The 20,813-nt window shown below is 55.5% G+C and carries 16 protein-coding genes; 4 read left to right on the forward strand and 12 right to left on the reverse strand.

All coding sequences use genetic code 11. The annotated features are described in order from the left end of the window. Positions 1-431: 431 nt before the first annotated feature. Positions 432-1,928 (reverse strand): multiheme c-type cytochrome, encoded by a 1,497-nt coding sequence (locus tag SV7mr_RS01615; protein ID WP_419187964.1) that lies wholly within the window; start codon positions 1,926-1,928, stop codon positions 432-434. 393 nt (positions 1,929-2,321) lie between these two features. Here SV7mr_RS01615 and SV7mr_RS01620 point away from each other — a divergent pair, with 393 nt between their 5' ends. Further along, entirely contained in the window at positions 2,322-3,179 is an 858-nt protein-coding gene (locus SV7mr_RS01620; protein WP_419187965.1) for an OmpA/MotB family protein, read from the forward strand. Positions 3,180-4,805: 1,626 nt separating this feature from the next. Here SV7mr_RS01620 and SV7mr_RS01625 read toward each other — a convergent pair. After that, positions 4,806-6,485 carry a hypothetical protein gene (locus SV7mr_RS01625; RefSeq protein ID WP_419187966.1) on the reverse strand — a complete coding sequence of 560 codons (1,680 nt, stop codon included), beginning with the start codon at positions 6,483-6,485 and terminating at the stop codon, positions 4,806-4,808. A gap of 125 nt (positions 6,486-6,610) precedes the next feature. Continuing rightward, positions 6,611-7,471 carry an ABC transporter ATP-binding protein gene (locus SV7mr_RS01630; RefSeq protein ID WP_145268610.1) on the reverse strand — a complete coding sequence of 287 codons (861 nt, stop codon included), beginning with the start codon at positions 7,469-7,471 and terminating at the stop codon, positions 6,611-6,613. Positions 7,472-7,808: 337 nt separating this feature from the next. On the opposite strand from SV7mr_RS01630, the gene SV7mr_RS01635 reads away from it, so the two are divergent. Beyond that, on the forward strand, positions 7,809-8,438 hold the full coding sequence (locus tag SV7mr_RS01635) for a hypothetical protein (protein WP_145268612.1): 630 nt from the start codon (positions 7,809-7,811) through the stop codon (positions 8,436-8,438). 61 nt (positions 8,439-8,499) lie between these two features. Here the strand turns inward: SV7mr_RS01635 and SV7mr_RS01640 are convergent, their stop codons facing one another. The 3 genes from SV7mr_RS01640 to SV7mr_RS01650 all read right to left on the reverse strand — a co-directional run bounded on the left by SV7mr_RS01640 (position 8,500) and on the right by SV7mr_RS01650 (position 11,705). Then, complete coding sequence (locus SV7mr_RS01640) at positions 8,500-9,357, reverse strand: phytanoyl-CoA dioxygenase family protein (RefSeq protein WP_145268614.1); 858 nt, start codon at positions 9,355-9,357, stop codon at positions 8,500-8,502. A gap of 105 nt (positions 9,358-9,462) precedes the next feature. Then, a complete protein-coding gene (locus SV7mr_RS01645) occupies positions 9,463-10,551 on the reverse strand; it encodes a beta/alpha barrel domain-containing protein (protein ID WP_145268616.1) in 1,089 nt (362 codons plus the stop codon). Between the two features lie 218 nt (positions 10,552-10,769). Then, complete coding sequence (locus SV7mr_RS01650; protein WP_145268618.1) at positions 10,770-11,705, reverse strand: universal stress protein; 936 nt, start codon at positions 11,703-11,705, stop codon at positions 10,770-10,772. A gap of 516 nt (positions 11,706-12,221) precedes the next feature. Here SV7mr_RS01650 and SV7mr_RS01655 point away from each other — a divergent pair. Next, positions 12,222-12,605 (forward strand): group I truncated hemoglobin, encoded by a 384-nt coding sequence (locus SV7mr_RS01655; protein WP_145268620.1) that lies wholly within the window; start codon positions 12,222-12,224, stop codon positions 12,603-12,605. A gap of 18 nt (positions 12,606-12,623) precedes the next feature. Here the strand turns inward: SV7mr_RS01655 and SV7mr_RS01660 are convergent, their stop codons facing one another. Further along, positions 12,624-13,388, reverse strand: coding sequence for a VIT1/CCC1 transporter family protein (locus SV7mr_RS01660; RefSeq protein WP_145268622.1), 765 nt, complete (start codon positions 13,386-13,388; stop codon positions 12,624-12,626). 72 nt (positions 13,389-13,460) lie between these two features. After that, positions 13,461-14,879: a sigma-54-dependent transcriptional regulator gene (locus SV7mr_RS01665; RefSeq protein WP_145268624.1), complete on the reverse strand. Its 1,419-nt coding sequence runs from the start codon at positions 14,877-14,879 to the stop codon at positions 13,461-13,463. Positions 14,880-15,447: 568 nt separating this feature from the next. Between SV7mr_RS01665 and SV7mr_RS01670 the strand changes: the two genes are divergently transcribed. Further along, complete coding sequence (locus SV7mr_RS01670) at positions 15,448-15,927, forward strand: Dps family protein (RefSeq protein WP_145268626.1); 480 nt, start codon at positions 15,448-15,450, stop codon at positions 15,925-15,927. 38 nt (positions 15,928-15,965) lie between these two features. On the opposite strand, the gene SV7mr_RS01675 is transcribed toward SV7mr_RS01670, so the two are convergent. The 4 genes from SV7mr_RS01675 to SV7mr_RS01685 form a co-directional block, all read right to left on the reverse strand. Next, on the reverse strand, positions 15,966-18,386 hold the full coding sequence (locus SV7mr_RS01675; protein ID WP_145268628.1) for a tetratricopeptide repeat protein: 2,421 nt from the start codon (positions 18,384-18,386) through the stop codon (positions 15,966-15,968). 135 nt (positions 18,387-18,521) lie between these two features. Further along, entirely contained in the window at positions 18,522-19,997 is a 1,476-nt protein-coding gene (locus tag SV7mr_RS01680) for a vWA domain-containing protein (RefSeq protein WP_145268630.1), read from the reverse strand. Continuing rightward, positions 19,984-20,391 (reverse strand): hypothetical protein, encoded by a 408-nt coding sequence (locus SV7mr_RS25005; protein ID WP_419187967.1) that lies wholly within the window; start codon positions 20,389-20,391, stop codon positions 19,984-19,986. The genes SV7mr_RS01680 and SV7mr_RS25005 overlap by 14 nt, the downstream gene beginning before the upstream one ends. A gap of 19 nt (positions 20,392-20,410) precedes the next feature. Beyond that, entirely contained in the window at positions 20,411-20,668 is a 258-nt protein-coding gene (locus SV7mr_RS01685) for a DNA-directed RNA polymerase subunit alpha C-terminal domain-containing protein (RefSeq protein WP_145268631.1), read from the reverse strand. Positions 20,669-20,813: the final 145 nt, after the last annotated feature.

Genomic DNA, 20,813 nt, shown 5'->3' on the forward strand with positions numbered 1-20,813 from the left:
GGTGAAGCGGTGTGAGCTGCGACTCTGTGGATGTGTTCAGTAGAGTTGCATTGACCCCGTTTAATGGTGGTCCACTTAGTGGTGGCCCATTAACAGCGGTCCAGTGATTGAGGTTCAAGGCCGCAAGGGCGTTCCGTCGCAATCATCTTTGCGGGCATGATCCGGAATGGTTCAACGCTACCGAGTGATTTGTTGCGTTGGTCAAGCGACAGCTAAAGTGTTTTTGAGGTTTTGAAAAGTAACGCAGATAAGGTAAGGGTAGGTGCCCAGACTCCCCCACTATTGCAGAGATCAGCTGCCGTTGCAACAAGGTATTTAAAGAACGGCCAGGGAAACAAGGTCATCGCTCAATGCATTGCTCAATGCGGGCTGCGGCTTGCCGAACCGCTTTGCGGGTCATGGAAATCGTGACAAGAGTCGTTATCGGTTGTTCACGGTTTAACTTGCTTCTGTTTTCTCATCAAAATTTCGGCAGCGATCGCAGGGTCCGCACGAATGAAGTGATCTTGTAGAGCTGGGAAAATGGCGCCTTGGGTTGTCGAGATCCAGATTGCATTGCTTTTGTTTTTCGGCATATGACAGGCAATGCAGTTCTCGGTTAGGAGGTCTGGGTGAGCTTTTTCGCTAAATCCGCAATGCTGTATCTGATGGCACTGCAGGCATTGTTTTGTAAACCAGGCGGCGTTGTTACGTTGAGATTGATGTGGGTCATGGCAGGTAACGCAGGTCATTTCTGATTGCTGGAAGCAAGCACTTAGCGAAAGCCTGGAGCGTTGATTGCTGGTGTGGACTGTCCCGGATTGTTCACTCGGAGGTGCATGGTAGAAGTCTTGGACGCGATCGCCTGGACGGAACTGGTAGGGCTCGGTTTTGCCGGGTGTGGCTCCGGAGTGGCATTGGCTGCAGATGTCAAGTTGTTGCTCACGGGTCAATGAGATTGGTAACACAATGTGCTTGGCTTCTTTGGTGGCTGGCTGGCTGCGATGGAACTCCACATGTTCTTTTCCTGGGCCGTGGCAACGTTCGCAGGTCACGCCATAGATAATCGATTGCGGGTCGTACTGGTTGTTTTCTTCGCGATGCTCAGCGAAGGTGGTGTGGCATTCGAGGCAGCGGCGTTTGATCGGTCTGGCATAGGCGGCGTCTCCGTCAACAAATCCCGGGCTGTTGGCCCAGTGGCCGGTTTCGCTAATGAATGACACGTTCATTTGGAAGAGTTTGTCATCGTCCCAGTACAAGTAGCTCTGGCCCAGTTTTCCGCTGCCCGTGATGATGTCGATGGGGAATTCGAAGTGCCAGTCGTAGTAGCGGACCCGCTGGGCACACTGGTCTTCGCGGCAGACCATGGTGAAGTCCAGGTTGGGATTGCTGGTCAGGAGCTTGTTCTTGCCGGGTTCGAATGAGCCTGCAATGCCGGCCTTGGTTGCTGGCCGACTGGTCAAGTAGTGTGCCGTGTGAATGAAGGTGTTGTGATTGTCTCGGTGGCACTCGGCACAGGCGTCCGGGCCGACAAACGAATGCGTGGCGGAGCCCGCTTGCTGGGTTGTTGGGGCGGAGTTCGTGGTTTTCAATTCGCCGTTGGCGGATTCCAGGTCCTGCGGGGAGCGGGGGCGACGGTTGGGGGGAAATGGGATCTCCACTCCGTGTTTTTGCTGGGGACGCGTGATCAACCAATAGGCATCGGAGATTGAATCGGCTTTCAAGTCAGACGGCAAGGGTTGGACTTTGCCGGCCTTGGCGAGTTGGTCCATCAGGATCGAGATCTTTTCCTCATCGGTTTTCATGGGGCCGCGATCAAGCTGGGCCTGTTGCTGGCGTTTGCGCAGTTGGGTGACCGCATCATCCGGTCCCTCCGCACTGCGATTCCAGGCTAGCAGGGCGAGAGGGATGAAGAGCAATGCGCCGGCCAAGCAAATCTTTTTTGCCATGATTGGAAGTGGTGGAGAGGAGAGCAATGGGGAAGAAGCTGGGCTTACTAATGTACCGTTTCCCAGTCGCTCGGTTTCCAGAGTCATGGTTTCCGATGCGATAACGCCTAGTGAGGCAGCGTCGGCTGGTCGATTTCTGGGCCTGGAGTCGAATGGGATCAACGCATTCGCTGGTGTGGGCTAGGCAAACTATTCCGTGGGGCGGGGTTTTGCTAGTCGCGTCATCGCAAGGGAACAAGCCAATCGCGTCATGCGCCGAACCCTCAGCGTTGATTTTCCGTTCGGATTGATCTTGCCGCAGGCCTATTGGGGCTATATGTCTAAACAGTAGCGACGTGAAACTCCGCTAAATCGCATGGAAATTGGGCGTTCAATCAAGAACAGAGTATGGATATGACCACAACAAATCCCTTTACGAGAACGCAACGCTTGGCGGTTTGGGTTGCCTTCGGTGTGGTTGGTTTGCCTGCCTTGGGTTGTCATCAGACCCCGTATTTGCCCGGTGGACCCGGCGTTCCTGCGCAGACGATTGGTGGGGTTCCGGTTGCCGCTGGCAATAACGCTCAGGTTGCCGAGCTCTCGCGCCGCGTCAACGAACTGGATCGCAACAACAAAGATCTGCACATGGAGGTTGCCAACCTGATCACGCAGCGCGATCTGAATGCGGCTCAGTTGCAGAAGACAAAAGAAGAGTTGAATCTGACCGTTCAGCGTTTAGATGAAGCCAATGCGTTGGCGCAGAACTTCCAGAGCCAAGCGCGGACCTTGCAGGCTTCTGTTCAGCAGCGTGGCGGGGCGAGTATTCAGCCCAACACGAATTTGGCCGCTTCGGCCGCACGTTTGCAGCTCAATCCATTGGTGGTTCAGCAGGATGGAGGAAGCGTTCGGATTGTGCTACCAAGCGACCAGTTATTTGAGCCCAATACAGCGCGAATGTTGCCACGTGCGGATCAGATGTTGGCGCCTGTTGCTGCTCAGTTGCGTACGGTGTTTCCAAAGCAACGCATCGATATCGAAGGGCATACAGACAGCACGCCGGCAGCGATGGGCGGTCCGGCGGTCAGTCATCAATTGGCATCCGCACAAGCGTCGGCAATTTTGGATGCATTGACGCGGCGAGCCAACATGCCGGCGGCGCAGTTTTCGGTCAAGAGTGAAGGCATTGCTCGGCCGGTAGGTTCGAACGAGACGCCAGCAGGTCGGGCAGCCAATCGTCGCATTGAGCTCGTCGTGCGACCGGATTTCTTTTAGTCGCAAGAGCCAGTTTGGCGTTCAACCATCTTCCGGGCTTCATTTCGAAAACAAGCCTCACTGTCCCCAGTAGGGATCCGAAAGCTTAACCTCGCAGGGGTTAGCAGGTTCTCGTTGCGGGTGACGCCCGCAGTGCCATTAATCCGCCGGGGACCGATTAATCCGCCAGGGACCGATTAATCCGCCGGGGACAGTCCCCGTGAGAAATGTTTTGCTAGCAGGGATCACGATCCGCCGGGGACGATCCGCCGGGGACAGTCCCCGGATTCGCCGGGGACAGTCCCCTGTGAGATAGGTTTTTGCTAGCAAGAAACACCGTTCCGGCTGGGGACAGTCCCCGTGGGATGTCCCCTGATCCGCCGGGGACAGTCCCCGTGAGATGTGTTTTGCTAGCAAGAAACATCGTCCTGATCCGATGGGGACTGATCCGCTGGGGACAGTCCCCGTGAGATGTCCCCTGATCCGCTGGGGTCAGTCCCCGTGGGATAAATTTTGCTAGCAGGGATCACGGTCCTGATCCGCCGGGGACAGTCCCCGTTAGATATGTTAGCAGGGGTCACGGTCCTGATCCGCTGGGGACAGTCCCCCGTGAGATGTGTTTTGCTAGCAGGGGTAACCGTCCTGATCCGCCGGGGACAGTCCCCGTGGGAAATGTTTTGCTAGCAGGGGTCACGGTCCTGATCCGCTGGGGACAGTCCCTCGTGAGATGTGTTTTGCTAGCAGGGATCACCGCCCTGATCCGCTGGGGACAGTCCCCCGTGAGAAATGTTTTGCTAGCATGGATCACGGTCCTAATCCGCCGGGGACAGTCCCTGTGAGATGTGTTTTGCTAGCAAAAAACACCGTTCCGGCTGGGGACTGTCCCCGTGGGATAAATTTTGCTAGCAGGGATCACGGTCCTGCTCCGCCGGGGACAGTCCCCTGTGGGATGTGTTTTGCTAGCAAGAAACACCGTTCCGTCCGGGGACAATCCCCGTGAGAAATCTTTTGCTAGCAGGGGTCGCCGCCCTGATCCGCCGGGGACAGTCCCTGTGAGATGTGTTTTGCTAGCAAGAAACACCGTTCCGGCTGGGGACAGTCCCCGTGGGGTAAATTTTGCTAGCAGGGATCACGGTCCTGCTCCGCTGGGGACAGTCCCCGTGAGAAAGGTCCGCCGGGGACAGTCCCCGTTAGATGTGTTAGCAGGGGTCACGGTCCTGATCCGCTGGGGACAGTCCCCCGTGAGATGTGTTTTGCTAGCAGGGGTAACTGTCCTGATCCGCTGGGGACAGTCCCCGTTAGATATGTTAGCAGGGATCACGGTCCTGATCCGCTGGGGACAGTCCCCGTGAGAAAGGTCCGCCGGGGACAGTCCCCGTTAGATGTGTTAGCAGGGGTCACGGTCCTGATCCGCTGGGGACAGTCCCCCGTGAGATGTGTTTTGCTAGCAGGGGTAACTGTCCTGATCCGCTGGGGACAGTCCCCGTGGGAAATTCTTGCTAGCGTGGATCACTGTTCCAAATTGCAGGGGACTGTCCCTGTGAGATGGGGCTGGCGCGGTTCTGTGTTCGATGGCTGTGGCAGTGTCATTGCGCTGTGGCTTGTTCGTGCCTCCACCGCAGGCATTTGTGCTCGGTTCCCAGTTGGTCATTCGGGTGGCAGGTCGGTCGCTAGATCGAAACGCTGCCAGCAGCTGGCCGTGATCATGAGCGCTGCGATGGCCGCCGCCCAAGTGCCAGTGATCGCACCCAATAAATAGACCGACGAAGAAACCTCCGAACCCCACAGCGATCGGCAGATCGACACCCAGGCGAGCAATGCAGCAATGGTGGTGGCGATCACCAGAATCTTCCCCAGGAACATGATGTTGGCACGGACCACCATCGCAAACCCTTGGGCGTTCTCATGGTGTGGATAGACCAAGAACACTGAATTCTCTAGTGCAAAGGTGAACACGGCCAGTGCTGCCAGCATGCCACCCCAGCCAATGAACTGTTCCCAACCAGGATGAAGAATCAGCGCCGCGATCGCCAGCGTGATCCACTGAAAGCAGATGGTGATCAAGATAGGCAGCGTGAGTTGCCCCAGAACCGCCTCGATCGGACGCACCGGTAGCCCACGCAGCAGTAACACTCGTTTCAGGTCTCTGCGAAAGTCCAGTCTTAGCGCCGGTGGGGCCAGCATCATGGTGCACATGGCAATCCCGCCAATGATAAAGATCCATTGATTGTTCACCCTGCCAGTCAAAAGCGGCGAGAGGCAAAGGAAGGTTGGGACCAGAAAACTAAAGGCAATGGTGCCGCTGTAGCGACGAATCGATAACGCTTGCCGCCACAATAATGCAACTGAGTCCTGAAACTGCTGCGGGACAAACCGCTCAATCCGGTGCATCAATTGACCGGTCACGGGCAAGGCATCGCACAGCGTGTCTGCGGATGTGGGAATGCGGTAGTTGCCTTCTTGCAATCGCTGTTTTTCGTTTGCGAGTTTTGTATCTGCGGACCACTGGTCCACCCTTACCAGAACGAAGATTGCGATCGGTACGGTGGTGATGGCTGCCATCGCTTGCAGGGCGCTCCATGAGGTCAACGTGATCGTGGTCGCCAGGCAAGCAGCGGGTTGCCATGCGAGCGACATCCACTGAATCACGCTGCTCGTCGCGACAGCACCAAGGGCAGGGAACACGTTCATGGCATATTGCGGTGGAGGCGATCCGTGCGGGGTGATCAACCAGATCTGTGTCAGCAATGCAATCAACGTTGCCGAACCGATCGCAGTCATCGCCGTCTTGACAGCAATGTGATGCCGCTGAGAAAGCCCGGTGATGATTCGCGCCCAAATCATACGCGTGGTTTCGAGCAACGTAATCGCTGCAAACACTCCAATGCCTAGCAAGCCCAGATAGGAAACGTCCGGCGCCAAGGCGACCATAATCAATGCCGTCTTCAGCAAGGCCGAAATCATCATCCCGATCACTTTGTATGACGCAAACGTTGCTCGGGAGATCGGTGCGCCACCAAGCCATAGCTGCTCGGCTTCGGTGTATTCCATGTCGGCTTGCTTGCGTGTCCAAGCACAGCGCGTCGCATGGTAAATCAAATACAGCACCATGCCGCCGGAAAGCCACATGCGCAGAGATTCTGGGTCGCCTCCGTCGCGTTGGCTCATCATGTAAACGCCATTGACGATATAGATGCCGATGAATATCATCGCCAGCAGTGAGGCGGTGACGCGACGAGGCGATTGCACACGACTAATCGTCCGCGCCATGCGGAACCATGTGCGGCGAAAGGTGAGCCAAATCAGATGACGGTTCAAGAGGTTCATCGTTGCCAGGATAAGTATGAAAGGCAAGGCAGGTCACTGTCACCAGCGCCCATTGTGTCACTCGGATGGTTCATGCGCACGAGGTCATGATGAGTGTCGTGGCTGTGTGGTTCGGTGAAGACTCGCTAACAGATCGGAGTCGCCGGCAGCGAGTCACTTGTCGATGCCGCCGTGAGAGGTGCACTCGCCTGAACAGTCGTCTCCTGTGCAGTGATCTCCCAAGCAGTGGCATCCTTGGAAGTGGCTTCAAAATAGGCTTGCTCCAGCGACTTCGCGTTGGGAAACCGATTCCAAAGCTCTTCGACTTGTCCAAAGTACTGCAGCTTGCCGTCATCCATCACAAGCAAGTGTGTGCAGATGTCTTCGATCATGGCCAGCAAGTGGCTGGAGATAATGATGGTGGTGCCAGCATTCGCGCGGACTTGAATGGATTCCAGTAGCCGACGAATTCCCGGCGGATCAAGACCTGTCATCGGTTCGTCCAACAGCAAGACGGCTGGGTCGAATAAGTAGGCGCAACTAATGGCCAGTTTCTGCCGCATGCCGCGCGACAAAGTGGTTGCACCTGCGTTGGCTTTACTGGCTAACTGAAAATAATCCAGTAGCTCGTTCGCTTTGCGTCGATGGTCAGGCACATCATAGATCCGCCCAATGAATTCTAAGTGCTGGGCGACGGTCAGGTCGTCAAACAGCGGCGGATCATCTGGTACATAAGCCAAACGACGCTTCAGCTCAATCACGTTGGCTGGGTTACCGTCGGAGAGTTCACAACCGGCAATTTGAAGCTGGCCCGAGGTGGCCGGAATCAGCCCTGCCAGGCAACGCATCGTGGTGGTCTTCCCAGCCCCGTTGGGGCCGACCAATCCGCCAATGTTTCCTGACGCCAAATCGAAACTGACCCCGTCTACCGCGAGGTAGTCGTCGTACAGTTTCTTGAGTTCATTGCAGTGAATCTGCGGCTCGATTGAATGGGGGTGATCAATCATCAAGACGGTGAATCCGGTTGCCAAAGAGGTCAGAAAAGGAACGGGTGCAGGCGATGGTGTGACTTCACGTTAAAATCCTAGACTTCCAAAGCCTCTCACTCACCATCTGCCCCTTGCAAGGCTACGTCATGGATTGGCAAAGGTCGGATAACGGCGGTGTCAATGAACACAACGCGGACATTTTTGAGGGATTTTTTAATGCCTCCCTGCAACGGGCTACCTGCCAATGATTTAACAGAGCAGGTGGGATTGCGCCTGTCGTGATGATTGATCCAAAGGTATCGCTTGTACCGTAAACTGCTGATCCATTCCCTCATGACGTTGACGACCGATTGCCATGCCAGATGAGATTAATCCCTATCGAGCTCCGCGAAGTGATTTGCAAAGCGCTAGCGAGAGTGATGCTGAGATCGCTGTCGAGTATGTTATGAACGAATCACAGCTCAGCAACGCTCAGGCGTACTTCTGCTTGCATCGCAGCGGCGGAAGAATCGGCTTGGTCTCAGTTCTGATGATTGCCTTCGCAGTTCTGTCGATGGTCGATTGGGCCTGGATTCCGGCCAAACTGCAATTCGCCCATGCTGAGAGCCCATTGCTGATGATCGCGATCAGAGAGCTGATGGTGATGGCGGTCGCGATTGTCAGTTACCAAGCAGTGACCGTCCGCGTGCGCCGGGACGCTCGATCCTACATGGAACAAGTGGGAATGGTGCCAGGAGCCTCGATTGCGTTGTCTCTGGACGGCAATCAATTGCATGTGCAAAGCATGCAAGGTTCATTTGCTTACGGCGTTGCAGACTTGAACGTTGCTCGCACGACACGCGGCCTGTTGATCATCACTGAAAAGAACAAGTTTTGGTATCTGCCAGCCAGCGCGCCGTTCATCAGCGGTGATTTCAGGACGCTCTTGAAAACCTTGCGATTCAGAATCAGGAATGCAGCCAGAGACTCGCTGACGAAACACTAAGAACTAAACACGAAGAACGATGTCCGAGGACAACTCGCAGGCTTGGGGATTGCGTGAGCGCTCACCGATTGACATCATCCAGCGAACGGGCGCTCGCGTCGTGGTTGGGGTCCAGGAAGGACAGTGAGTCATGGTCATCGCTGGTCTGTTGCTGGCCAATCTGTTTGATCTGATCGTCAGCTAGAACATTCAGCGGTGTGTAGTTCGGATGATGTGACGCTTCATAAGGGTCATTGGATTTCGCATTGTAGCAACAGATCATTGACCAACGCGGGTGGTCGGATCGGTTCTGATCGCTGCGATGCAAAAGATTGCTGTGGAAGAACAGCACATCGCCAGGCTCCATCTCGATGAATTTCAAGGGCATGCGTTCAGCAATTGCAGCGACTCGTTGCGGATCCGCGCCGGCTTGATCACCGGTGAGTTGATGATTGATTCGCCCGCAGTGATGCGAGCCTTCAATGACTTGCAAGCAACCATTCTGTTTGGTCGCAGGATCAACGGCGATGAAGGCGCTGACAAGATTAGGGGTCAGGACAGCATTCGCGTACCAGTAGCCATAGTCTTGATGCCAGGCCCAGGCGCCACCGACTTTGGCGTCCTTCATGATCATCTTGCTATGGTAGTGATACGGTTCGTCACGGAGCAACGCGCTGGCGGTGTCAACGATCCGGTGGCAGCGCGCAAAAGCACCGTAGATACCGTGGCCGGGATGATTCCATAGGGAAAGCCGGATTGAGCCACCTTCGCCGTCATTGCGGCCAAACGCATGCTGGTCGAGCTGGCGATCTTGTTTGGCGGCTTGTCGCAGAAAGCCAATCTCTTCGGCATCGAAGAGATTGCGCTGCAGCAGGAAGCCAGCATCGTGATACTGCTGGAGCTGGGAATCAGAGAGTGAGTTGTTTGCAGGGCTGGGCATGTGCAGACGGTTGCAGTCGAGAGGGGCGTGGCCGACCATCCGATCTGTAACGCAGTCAAGTGCCGAGCACATCGACCGCCGTGGCTAACAGAAAGGATTCAATCTCTATTGTACATGTCCGTAACGGTCGCTGTGGCACCAGGGAGCGTTTGAGGGTGAGGCACCGGGGGGAGTTCCAGGTAATGGACCTTCTTGCGGTGGCATCACCGTCGCGGGAAGAGGCTCCGGGGGGGCTTTGATTTCCTGCTTCAACGGGCTCATCTGACGAAGCTGATCAAGATTGGTCAATTGATGTTGAGACATAAAGTGACGCAGGCTGTCGAGCGTCTGGCGAATCACATCAGGGCCGTTCCGGTACAGTGCTGAAGCCATCATTGTGACCGTTGCGCCCGCGATCAAACTTTTGATCACCGCTTGACCCTCGGAGATCCCACCGTTGGCAGCGATGTCTAACTGAGGCAGCGCTGCACGCACGCGTAGGATTCGTCCCAGGGATCGTCGAGTGCTCCCAGAGTTACCGCCGCCCCAGTGGATTCGCATTTTGCAATCGTCCAGAGTGATGTCGACTTCTGGACCATAGCCAAACATCACCAAGCCGTCGCAGCAGTGGCTGATCTGTTCGGCCATGTTGACGATGTTGGTGTAGTCTCGCTGAAGTTTGACAAACAAGGGGAGCGAGGTGGAAGCGCGAACACGTTGGCAGGTTTCAATGATCGCCTGTTCGATCTGTTCGCCGCTTTGTTTCAAGGAGCAGGCGGCCCAGTTAAAGTTCAGCTCAATGCCCTGAGCGCCAGCTTGTTCGATCAGGCAGGCCGCTTCGGGCCAGTTTTCCCCATGTGTGCCACCCAGGCTGGCGATCACTGGGATCGGCGAACGCGATGCCGCTTGGTCAATCAAGTCCAAGTAGCTTTGTGTGTCGGTGCAGATTAACGCGCTGTCGTGTTCGATGCTGGCCACACTGCTGGATGAACTGTTGTTGGAAGCCGCCAGGTCGTAGACGCTAAACTCGATGCCTAAGTCTTCAAACCAACGCACCGTTTCGTCTTCAAAGAGAGACGGCAACACCAGGGCGCCAGCGCCAGCGTTAGCCATGGCCAGTCGCATTGCTTCGCGACTTGTCAGCGGGTTCGCACCAACAACAATCGGCGAGGCGAGTTGGAGGCCACCGTAATTGGTGCTTAGGTCGACGCTCATTAGATGGTCCCTCCTGTTTACTGGGCGCAAAAATCATCAATCGGTCAGACAATGATGATCGAATCGTGTTTCAGTACCCTCTATCGTATCGCGATGCTGGTTCACCGTCGCCGGAAATATCGCCTGAACCGCGTCAATCCACAAAACTATGCATCTTAATGTTACATGGCTTTCTCGTTGTAACACGCATGCGTGACCTCTCAAGCATAGCTCGATTTTCACGGTGAGGATGCCTGAATCGGGGAGACAAATCCCTCGGGTTTGGCAGCTAGCACAGAGCAGGGGACTTGGGTAAGCAGAGTGACGGCAGTGTTGCCAATCAGGAACCCAGCGACTCCCGTTCTGCAAACCGTGCCCATCACGAGCAGATCTGCGTGGACGTGTTCAACCAGCCCCAGGATTTGAGGGGCAGGTGTCCCGTTAGCCACATGGAGGATGACGGGAACTTCCGGGTCAACATGTTCTTTGACCAAACTTTCCAGTTTCGCTTTGGCGTCCGCCGCATGCTTGGCTCGCATCTCATCGACTTCTTGGTCTCCGCTCCGCCGCCTGAGGGCCGCTTCCATCCAGATGTCCCAAACGCAGACCACGTGGAGTTCTGCATCGTCGTTGGCGGCGATCGCAGCGGCGTACTCGAGGATTTCTTGATTGAGCGACTGGTGGGTTTTGTCACCGGCTTCCACGTCCACGGCAACCATCACGCGATCGAAGGAGCCAAAGATTTCTGGCTTCATGATCCAGACAGGGCATGGACAATTCCGCATCAGCGATTGGCTGACACTGTCCAGGTAGTTGCGTTCTTTGCCAGCGGTGCCTGAGCGGATGACAAAGTCATAGTCATGTTCAACGACTTCGCGTGCCAGCAGACCGGCCGTGTCGCCGACCTTGACGATCACTTCATGCTCATCGGGATCTCCGCCATGCTCAATGATCTGGTGCCTTAGCTTGGCCTCGTGATCTTGAATCAGCAGATCTTGGATCTCAGCGGGGCTGGCCGCATCGGTCCACCAGCTCAGGCTCGATGGGATTGGTTTAATGACATTCATCAAAGTGACTTTTGCCTTTGCTCGTTTTGCAACGGCAAAGCCACGATTGATTGCGGCGATGGAATGCTCGCCCTCAGCACTGACAAGTATTTTTTTAATTGATAACATCTCGGTCGCTCCCTTCAGATGAAGCCGTAATGCTGGGCACGGAAAGTGGATGTGTCAAGGTGTCACAGGCAGTGCGTTGTCACCCGTTGTGTCACCACAGACCTGTGGTTGCAGCTGTATTGCTTGGCCGATGATTGCGTCTTTCCGTTGAGGCTTGTGGCGGAAAAAAATTCCTAGGCGGAACAATTTGCCACTGCGTCAAGATCGTCAGCGTTTCAGGCATGTTAGCACGTTGTCTACAGAGTGACTGTTGCAGCGCGCGTGCCGAATGGTAATCAAAGCTTGGGAATTTGACGGATTCTGCTCGAAGGGTTGCCCAGGCATTCTTAGGCATCGGTGGGGCTGATGTGCGTGGCAGAAACGGTCATCAGCGACGTTCGCTGTCGATAATGACGGTTTGCTAGCCAACGCTCGATCCGGGCAGGGATCATTGCTGACAACGGACTCGTTGCATGTTAAAACGTAGGCAGCATTGATTACTGGATGCCCGAGATTCTACATGCCTGAGATTGCACGATGAGCGATGATTCACGAGCCTTGTTTGAGCGTTTGGGCGGCGCGAGCAGTCTGAAAGCGATTTTGGACGACTTTTACCTGCGTGTCTTAAAGGACGCGGAACTCGCACCGTTCTTTGCCGAGGTTTCCTTGGAGCGATTGCGGAACATGCAGTTTCACTTCATGGCATCCGCCTTTGGAGGTCCCGTTGAATACTCGGGAGCAGAGCTGACGGCGATTCATGCTCATCGTGGCATCAAGAGCACGCATTTCGCGAAGTTCTGTTCTCTGTTTGCAGACGTTCTGGAGGATCACAGTGTCGGTCAGCGTGAAGTCGATGACGTCCTGGGGCGGTTGGCCATGTACAAAGATCGGATCACCGGCGATGCCACCGTGGACGGCTGATCGAGCCAGAAGCTAGGGTTAAGAGATCAGGTGTCCCAGGTAGATGCCCACCAGGTACGCCAGGGCCGCGGCCACTCCGCCGACGACTAAGGTTTCCAAGCCTGCCCAGTGCCACCGTTGCTGGACAAAACGTGACTTGATGGCTCCCACGCTAAAGAAGGCCACTCCCGCGAACAGTGTGCTCAGCTGAAACGACGTGTTCGTTGGGCTCAATTGCGCTACGCTTGCGACAAACGGCAGCAACGGAATCAAGCCGATCAGGACGAAGGCAAACATCGTCATCCCGGCGGCTTTCAGAGGGCTGCGGCTATCAATCGACAAGCCGTGTTCTTCGACCAGCATGGTCTCAATCCAGCGTTCGCGATTGGATGTAATGATCTCAACGGCTCGCTCAAGGTCATCGCCCGAGAATCCCTTGGCGGCAAAGATCTGCCTGATCTCCTCACGCTCCCCTTCCGGGTAAACATCGATTTCGTGACCTTCGGATTGGCGAATGCGATGTTGGATTTGCTGGTCGACCCGAGTGCCCAGGAAGTTTCCTGCGGCCATGCTGAAGCCGTCGCCGATCAGATTTGCAAATCCCAAAATGATGATGATCTCAGCCGATAGACCGGCGCCCGCAGATCCGGAGACCACAGCAAAGGTTGTCACGGCACCATCAATGCCACCATAGACAAAGTCAGACAGGTAACCGCTGTGTCGCGGGCGATTGAGCCACGCTGCAATCTTGGAACGTGTGTGCCGGCGCTCTAGTTGTTCTCGGGTGGGAGCTTTCTCGGCCATGGCTCGACGATCTGTGTTAGCGTGTTGTGTTCCTGATCGGTTTTGACGCTGGCGTGTGTGGGGATTGTCTGGCTAGTCCACGATGGCTTCTTGTTGGCTCTCGGAGTCTTGCTCAGGCGAATCGCTTTGTGCAAACCGTTCCAGCAGTCGATACAGTTTACGTCGGTGAATTCCTAGCACGCGAGCGGTTTGGGCTTTGTTTCCCTTATTGCTTTCCAGGACATGCAGAACATGCGATTTGGCGACATCATCCAGTCGCAACGAACGACCGGCTCTGGTGCGTTGATCGCCGCCACTGCCGGTTGAACCGGTGCCACCTGAACCCGAGTCAGCGAAGTCAACAATTTCACGAGGTAAATCATCCATCGTGATGTCATTGCCGTCAGAGAGGATCGTTGCTCGCTGCACCACATTGATCAGTTGCCTGACATTGCCCGGCCAAGAGTACTGATTGAGCGCTTGACGGACGGCGGCATCCACATGCCAAGGCACTGGCAGGAAATGATCAATCAACAGATCCAGGTCCCCGTGGCGCTCACGCAGAGGCGGTAGCGTCAACGTCAAAACATTGATGCGGTAGTAGAGGTCTTCTCGAAACCGACCCGCTTGGACTTCCTTGGATAAGTCGCGGTTGGTCGCGGCAATGATCCGCACGTTGACAACCTGTTCTTTATGCGATCCGATCCTCCGCATCGAACCGTCTTCTAGCACGCGCAGCAGTTTCGGCTGCAGCGCCGGTGGCAGCTCGCCAATTTCATCAATGAACAGCGTGCCGCCATCTGCGATTTCAAACAAGCCGGGCTTGTCGGCGGTGGCACCAGTGAATGACCCCTTTTGATGCCCGAACAATTCGCTCTCGACAAGTTGTTCCGGCAACGCCGCGCAGTTGATCGTGACAAACGGTTTGTCAGCAAGACTGCCGTGCTGTTGAATCGCTCGTGCCACGACTTCTTTGCCGGTTCCGCTCTCACCCTGAATCAAGACGGGTTTGTCGGTTGGAGCGACTTTTTGAACCATCTTGACGACCTGTTTCATAGGCTCGCTTTGATGAACGATTTCCACAGTTGGCCGGGAACGTGAGATGATGGCTTTGAGCTGCGAATTCTCCCGTCGCAGTTTCCCACGGTCTCTTGCCAACGCGCAGTGGTGTTCTAAATCGCCCAGCGAACAAGGCTTGGTCAGGAAGTCACAGGCGCCCAATTTCATGGCTGTCACGGCCGATTCGATGGTGCCTTGGCCCGTCAACATGATCACTTCCATGTCGATTTTGTCTTGGCGAACCCGTTGCAGTAACTCAATGCCACTCATGCCGGGCAGATTCAAATCAAAGACGGCAACGTCGCAGCTGTGCTCTCGCAGTAACTCCTGAGCCTCAGCGCCATTGGCTGCTGTCAGCACGTGGTGGCCCTTGCGAGTCATCCAACGCGCGGAGGTCTCGCGGAAATCGTCTTCGTCTTCAACAAGCAGAATACGGATCGGAGAAACGGTCATCGTTGACCCTAGAGGATAATTGTGTGGAATCAGAGGTGTGCGAATGGTCTCGCTGCGTGGGCGGATTGTCGCGCTGTTGGGGCGAAAGATCCAGTCCGATACAGCGGTTTTGCCGCCAGCATCTGGTTATCAGTCCGCCAGTGCCCGGTCATTAGGCCGCCATTGCCTGACGGAATCGGGATAACCCGCATTGCGACAACACTGATGATGCAAAGCATGCGCCAAGTCACATTCGATCATGCGAATTGTGTTGAAGCGTCTGATTCTGTGCCCGCCGATGCGATGGATGCCGGTCAAGTTTCGTTGCCAGGACTGCAATCCTGCTGGCGGGCGGACCGTGGTGAGCTAGATGCATCCCAATGAAAACACCTGTGGCCCAACGAGAGATCGCCCACAGGAATCGAACAGCGGCTACCCGGAAACGGGCGGCCTGCGTTTGGCAGCCTGCGTTGGGCAGCCAGCTCGTTGAGAACCTTCAACGAGCTCCATCGCTTGCCGGTCCATGATGGCTAGCAGGTGATGACCAGTCTGTTCCTTAAATTGATCGTTCCCCGAGGAGTGTCCCCTAATGACGTCGCCCTTTAAACGCAGCATTCTTGATCAGCAAGCAACCGACGGCTGTGCCAGTGTTTTGTCGCCTGCGTTGTCAACGTTGGTCGATCTTGCCCTGGTGCTCAAACAGGCCCACTGGAACGTCGTGGGCAAGCACTTTCATCCGATTCACGAGCAGCTTGACGAGATTGTTGACACGGTACAGGAAGCCAGCGATTCGATCGCCGAGCGTTTGGTGCAGCTTGGCGTGTCGCCCGATGGACGTGCCGCGACGGTGGCCGGCGACAGTAAGTTGGCAGCATTTCCAGAGGGCTTTCAAGGTGGCGAGGCCACGATTCAGTTGACGTCCGATGCCGTCAAGTGCACCATCGACGTGCTGCGCTTCGCGATCGCTGCGTTAGGAGACCTGGATCCGATCGGTGAAGACCTTTGCATTGGCATCTCTGCAGACCTCGAAAAGCATCTCTGGATGTTGCAGGCTCAAGAATGCGAGTGAGCGAACGAGGAAGCCATTTCCCCGTCGGGCAACTGCGATCACTGCAATCGTTCTTGCAGTAACTTGAGTTCGGGCGCAAAGGGGTTGCCTTCTCGGGAGAGCGTGCTGGTCAATTGCTTGACATGTTTGCGGGCATCATTGACCAGTTTCTGTTGGGTTTGCGAGTCGTTGGCTTTTCCAGCTGCGACCAAGCGACATTCATTTAGGCTGACCGCTGATTGCATCATGCGTTCGAAGTAGCGGTCTGGATCGTCGCTGTCTAAATGTAAACGCGTGAGTGACTGATTCAGGCGTCCCCAGCCCCAAATGGATTGATCGGGGATGCCATTGATGGCTTTGGACCAATCCGCAAAGGTTTGATTCTTTCGCGCCGTGTCCGTCAGGAGTTTAGCGGCGATGAGTTGCAGTTGAATGATGTTTGGATTGTCTTGCAAGAGTTTGCCAATCGAACCCAACGCCTCGGTGGTGTTTCCTGTATTGATGGCAAGGTCGATGCGTTTTAGTTGCAGGCTAAGCAGTTCGCCTTCAGAGAGTGACTTGTCCTTCAGCGCTTGCCCGAGCGCTTGGTCGGCTTGACTGAACATGAAGTTTCGGCAGGCTTCATCTTCTGCTTTGCTAAGCAGCGGCAGCCATGCCTCGGCGGTTCGCAGCAACGCCTGCACCGAGGGGCGATCACCACTGGATTGAAGCGACTCTTGCAGGATGCGATCAAGGTTCTTGGCATCGGTCAGAGTAACGATCGGAGCTGATTGCAGCGATGTGGTCAGGTTGCTGGCTAAGCTCTTGTAGCGGCTGGCGAGTTTTTTCGTCGCTTCTGGACCGTATTGCTTTTCAAGTTCAGCCAGCGTGGCTTGAACCTCATTCAGTTGTCCGCTGCTGTGATAAGCCGAGAGCAGCATTTCTTGCACCGCAGTGACGAAGGCTTCGGACATCTTTGTTCCGTCGGCGATGTCTTTCAGCAATCCGGTCTTGGTGTCCAATAACTCGATGGCTTTGTCGGCCTGATCGCGACGCAAGTAAATCTGAGCCAAGGTCATTTTGCCCGCCAGCAGGGTTTCACTGGTTTCGGACTTTTCCTGGTACGCAGCCACTGCGGTTCGCAACGAGCGTTCGGCGCAGCTGATGATTTCGGGGACCTGTGTGGTCTGATTGGTTGATTCACGCAATGCCGCTTCGCTCCAAAACGCTCGTCCGGCGGCGAGTTGTGCTTGTGCGTACAGCGGTGCGGTCTTGGGGATGCGCGAATACACTTTTGCGGCTCTGACATGCCAGGTTGCCTGGTCCAAACGCTGCGCCGTGGCATAACGCATGGTAGGCAGTTGGGGGTGTCCTTTGGCTTGCTGAGCGATCAGGTCGCAGAGTTCTGTCATGCGTTTCAATTCGCCGCCTCGTTCCGGTCGTCCGAAGTGCCTAGTGTGGGCGTTTTGCATAACGCCAAATCCCAAAGATCCAGCGGCATGCTTGGTTTTCATGTCGGCTTCTTTCAGGCCGAGAATGGTTTGCACATACACCATCGCTTGGTAAGGATGGCCAGCATCGTTCAGCAGTGAAGCCAGTGTGAAAAGGATCTGTCCCCGATAGTTGTCCGGTATTTCTTCAGCCGGTCGCATCAGGCATTGGCGAAACTGAGTGATCGCCGTCAACAGCAACTCGTCGCTTTCCGGCGAGGGGTTCTTTTTTGCGGCGTTGTACTTTTGCATCGTGTCGTACGCCGTTTCATAGATGCGGCTAAATTGAAACGGAGCCTTTCCCGGGGTGGGGATTTCAAGAGCCGCACGCGGCGTGGGCTGTTTAGCCGGTGGCGTGGCTGGGCGATTCAACGCGCGGATCTGTCCAATGGGCGGCGCGGGAACGACCGCGTTGATCCCCTTGCCGGCTGAGCCTGGCTTGGGCAACGAGCCTGGCTTGGGCAACGAGCCTGGTTTCGGCAAGGAGCCTGGTTTCGGCAAGGAGCTGGCAGCGAAATCGACGGAGCCAGATTCACCGAGCGCGAAGGATTCGCCGCCGGTCCCACTGACGACGTTATTGGCCACCTCTTTTCCAGAGGGCAATGCGGGTTCAGAGCCAGCCATGCCGGAGCTGGACGCGGTTCCCAGTTCGGCGAAGGTGCCTGCACCGAACTGCTGGTCAACGGATTCAGGATTTTCGGCCTGTGCCCGTGCCGCGGCATCGGCGATTTCCTGAATCTTACGCTGGGCCAAGGACTTCGAAGTGAGGGCAGCGATGATGACCGCCAAGATCACGATCAAAGCAGACCATTCAACCCAGCTGATCTTTGCCAGCAGGCGTTTGAAGCCGCCTTGGGGAGAGGGTTGCTGATCAGGAATGTCTTTGATGTCGACCGATTCCCAGTGCTCGGGAATGCTGGCGTTGGCAGCTGGGCGAGCATCAACCGGCTTGGCTCGCTGTTTCCAGTTGCTTGATGGATCATTCGAGTTGACGTGGGAAGGCGAAGTCATGCGCAGCTTGAAGGAGGAGAGCGAATTCCAGCGTGTTGCCCGGACGCCCACTTTCATTCACTGAACGTGCAGGTTGTTCGGCTGCCGCCAGCGAGGAAGTGTTAAAGGATTGCGGAGGAGGATCGGAAAAGGAGTTTATTTTTTCTTGTTGCCAAGCTTGATGCCCCAGATTCCGTTTCGCTTGTTGTTTCGGGGGCGGGGGAATTTCTTGGCGATCAAAGCGGCTTGAGGATGGACGCCAACATCTTGGTAGGTGCCACGGTGTTTCTTGGCAAGCTGTTCGAATTGCTTGGCGTTCTGTCCGCTGACTTCCATCCCTAAGGTATGCACAACGACCTCTTTGTTGGGATTGGCAACAAAGAACTGAGAGGCTTTGTCGGTGAAAGCTCCATCGCCCAGCACAAACATGATATCAGGCTTGAGGCTGAAACCAAGGTTCAAGGCTTCTTTGCCATCGGTTCGCAGACACAGTGGAACGGTCTGAACCCATTGGGCGAGCAACTGTTTGTTGCGATCGGTTGCTGGGATCAATGACCTCGCCGGATACGGATAGAACAGCGGGTAAGCCGTGTCACTGTAAAAAATGACATAGAACTTTTGTTTGCGATTGAGTTTGCTGACGGCCTTGACCAGTTCGTTTAACGCTGTTTCAAACCGACCCCTGGTCATACTGTTTGAATTGTCGATGACAAACACGAAGTCAATGGCTTCTGTTTGGGCGTTGAAGAACTTGAGTTTGTTCTTGGTTGGTGTCATGTCTTTGCCGTCACCCTCGCTGCCGCTGGATGATTCGGGTGCGGCCAGCAGACCATCGGTTGATGGCATCACATCGACGGACACAAACTGCTCGGTGACTTCCGAGATCACTTCCATCGGCTCGCTGGTTTCTTCGACGACCTCTTCAACCTCCTCGTTCATCTCCACTTCGACCGGTTCGATGACGATTTCTTCGATCGGATCGCTCACGGGGCTGTCAACAGTGATGAACCCCGGGTTTTCGATGGTGTCATCGAGGAACAAGATGCTCGAAAGCAGCAAGGCAACCGCAAGGTGCAAGGCAATGCTGATGGCGCTGGTGCGGGCGCCTTTGCCAAATTGGTTGCCTCGATTGTGCCACCAGAGATTGGCGGCAATGAACGGCTTGCTCAAACCGGAAGCCTCGGCAAGTCGAGCCTCTAGCTCCGCGCGTTTGCGTTCTTCGATAAGCTCCGCTTGGCGGTACTTGGAGACCATCGCGGCTGGGGATTCGGAGCCATCGGTGACCACCGTGAATCCTTCCAGCAGTGCCTCGTCCAAGTCTTGACGTGGGATTTCGAAAGAGGAATCCCCATCGGTGACCAGCACGCGGTTCTGCTGCGAGGGACAGTAGAAGCCATACTTGGCAGCCTGCTCCAAACCCTGTTGGTTGGTTTGGAAAAGCATCTTGCCATTGGAGATGATGAAATGATCTGACACGGAAACGCTCCCCGCGCAATGTTCGGTATCGTCAAGTCGACAAGCTGGGATGTTGTCTTCGTTGTCGCTGAACCCAAGCAGGCGAGGCTGCTGGGCAGTGGCGGCGATCGATTTGACGTTGGGTGGATAAGAGAAGTGCACGTCAGTGAGTGTCACGTCTGATTGCCTCGGCCGGACGGAGTTGCCAGAGATCTGGCAGCTGGGCTGGCAAGTGAGGGGCAACCACTATTCTACTGGGAATTGATTTTGGTTTCAGCAATTCCAGAGTCAGGAATCGACTCAGTTTGGTGGTTGGCCGGAAATCAGAGTCTCTTGCAGCCTGTTTTGAGGCTAATCGCACCGCAATGAACGGTTTGGAAGCGATCAATCTCAGGTCCAAGTAGACACTGGTCTTCGAACGCTGGCGATCGCCCGGCAGACTCAAAATCCCCAGCTGCGATTCAGAAAAGCAGTCCGAATCCGCAGTATCAGCGACTTCTTCGGCAAAGTCATCCGCCGCGGGATTGGATTTCCGCGCTGAGAGTGGTGGTTCGGCAGTTTCTGAGCCCACCGATGATGCAGCCTGTTGGCTAGTCTCTGAGTGTCAGGCCGTGCCCCTTGAGGACTTTTTCCACCTGAACCACGGTGGTTTCACCAAAGTTGGTGATTCGTAGCAGACTCTTGCGAGTCCTGCCAACAAGTTCGTGGACGTACAAAATCCCGTCCTCTTCCAAGGCATTGATCGTGCGGACGCCTAGTTCCAGGCTGGCGATCGGTTCCTGGAGCAACTTTTCTTGTTGCTGTTTGTTTTCCCAGGTGTGATCGAGAGGAATTCGAGTTCTGGCCATTTGGCAGTCCTTTGTACAAAAAGCGTTCTAATGCGGCACCATCGCCAGCGACGGTCTATCGTAGCGGAGAGATTGAATGCTGGCAATTTCCCCGCAGCGGTGGTCGCTCGCAGCCCGAGGGCGTTTGTGACGCATGAGGGCCGAC

This window comes from Stieleria bergensis (genome assembly GCA_007745635.1).
GTDB lineage: Bacteria > Planctomycetota > Planctomycetia > Pirellulales > Pirellulaceae > Stieleria > Stieleria bergensis.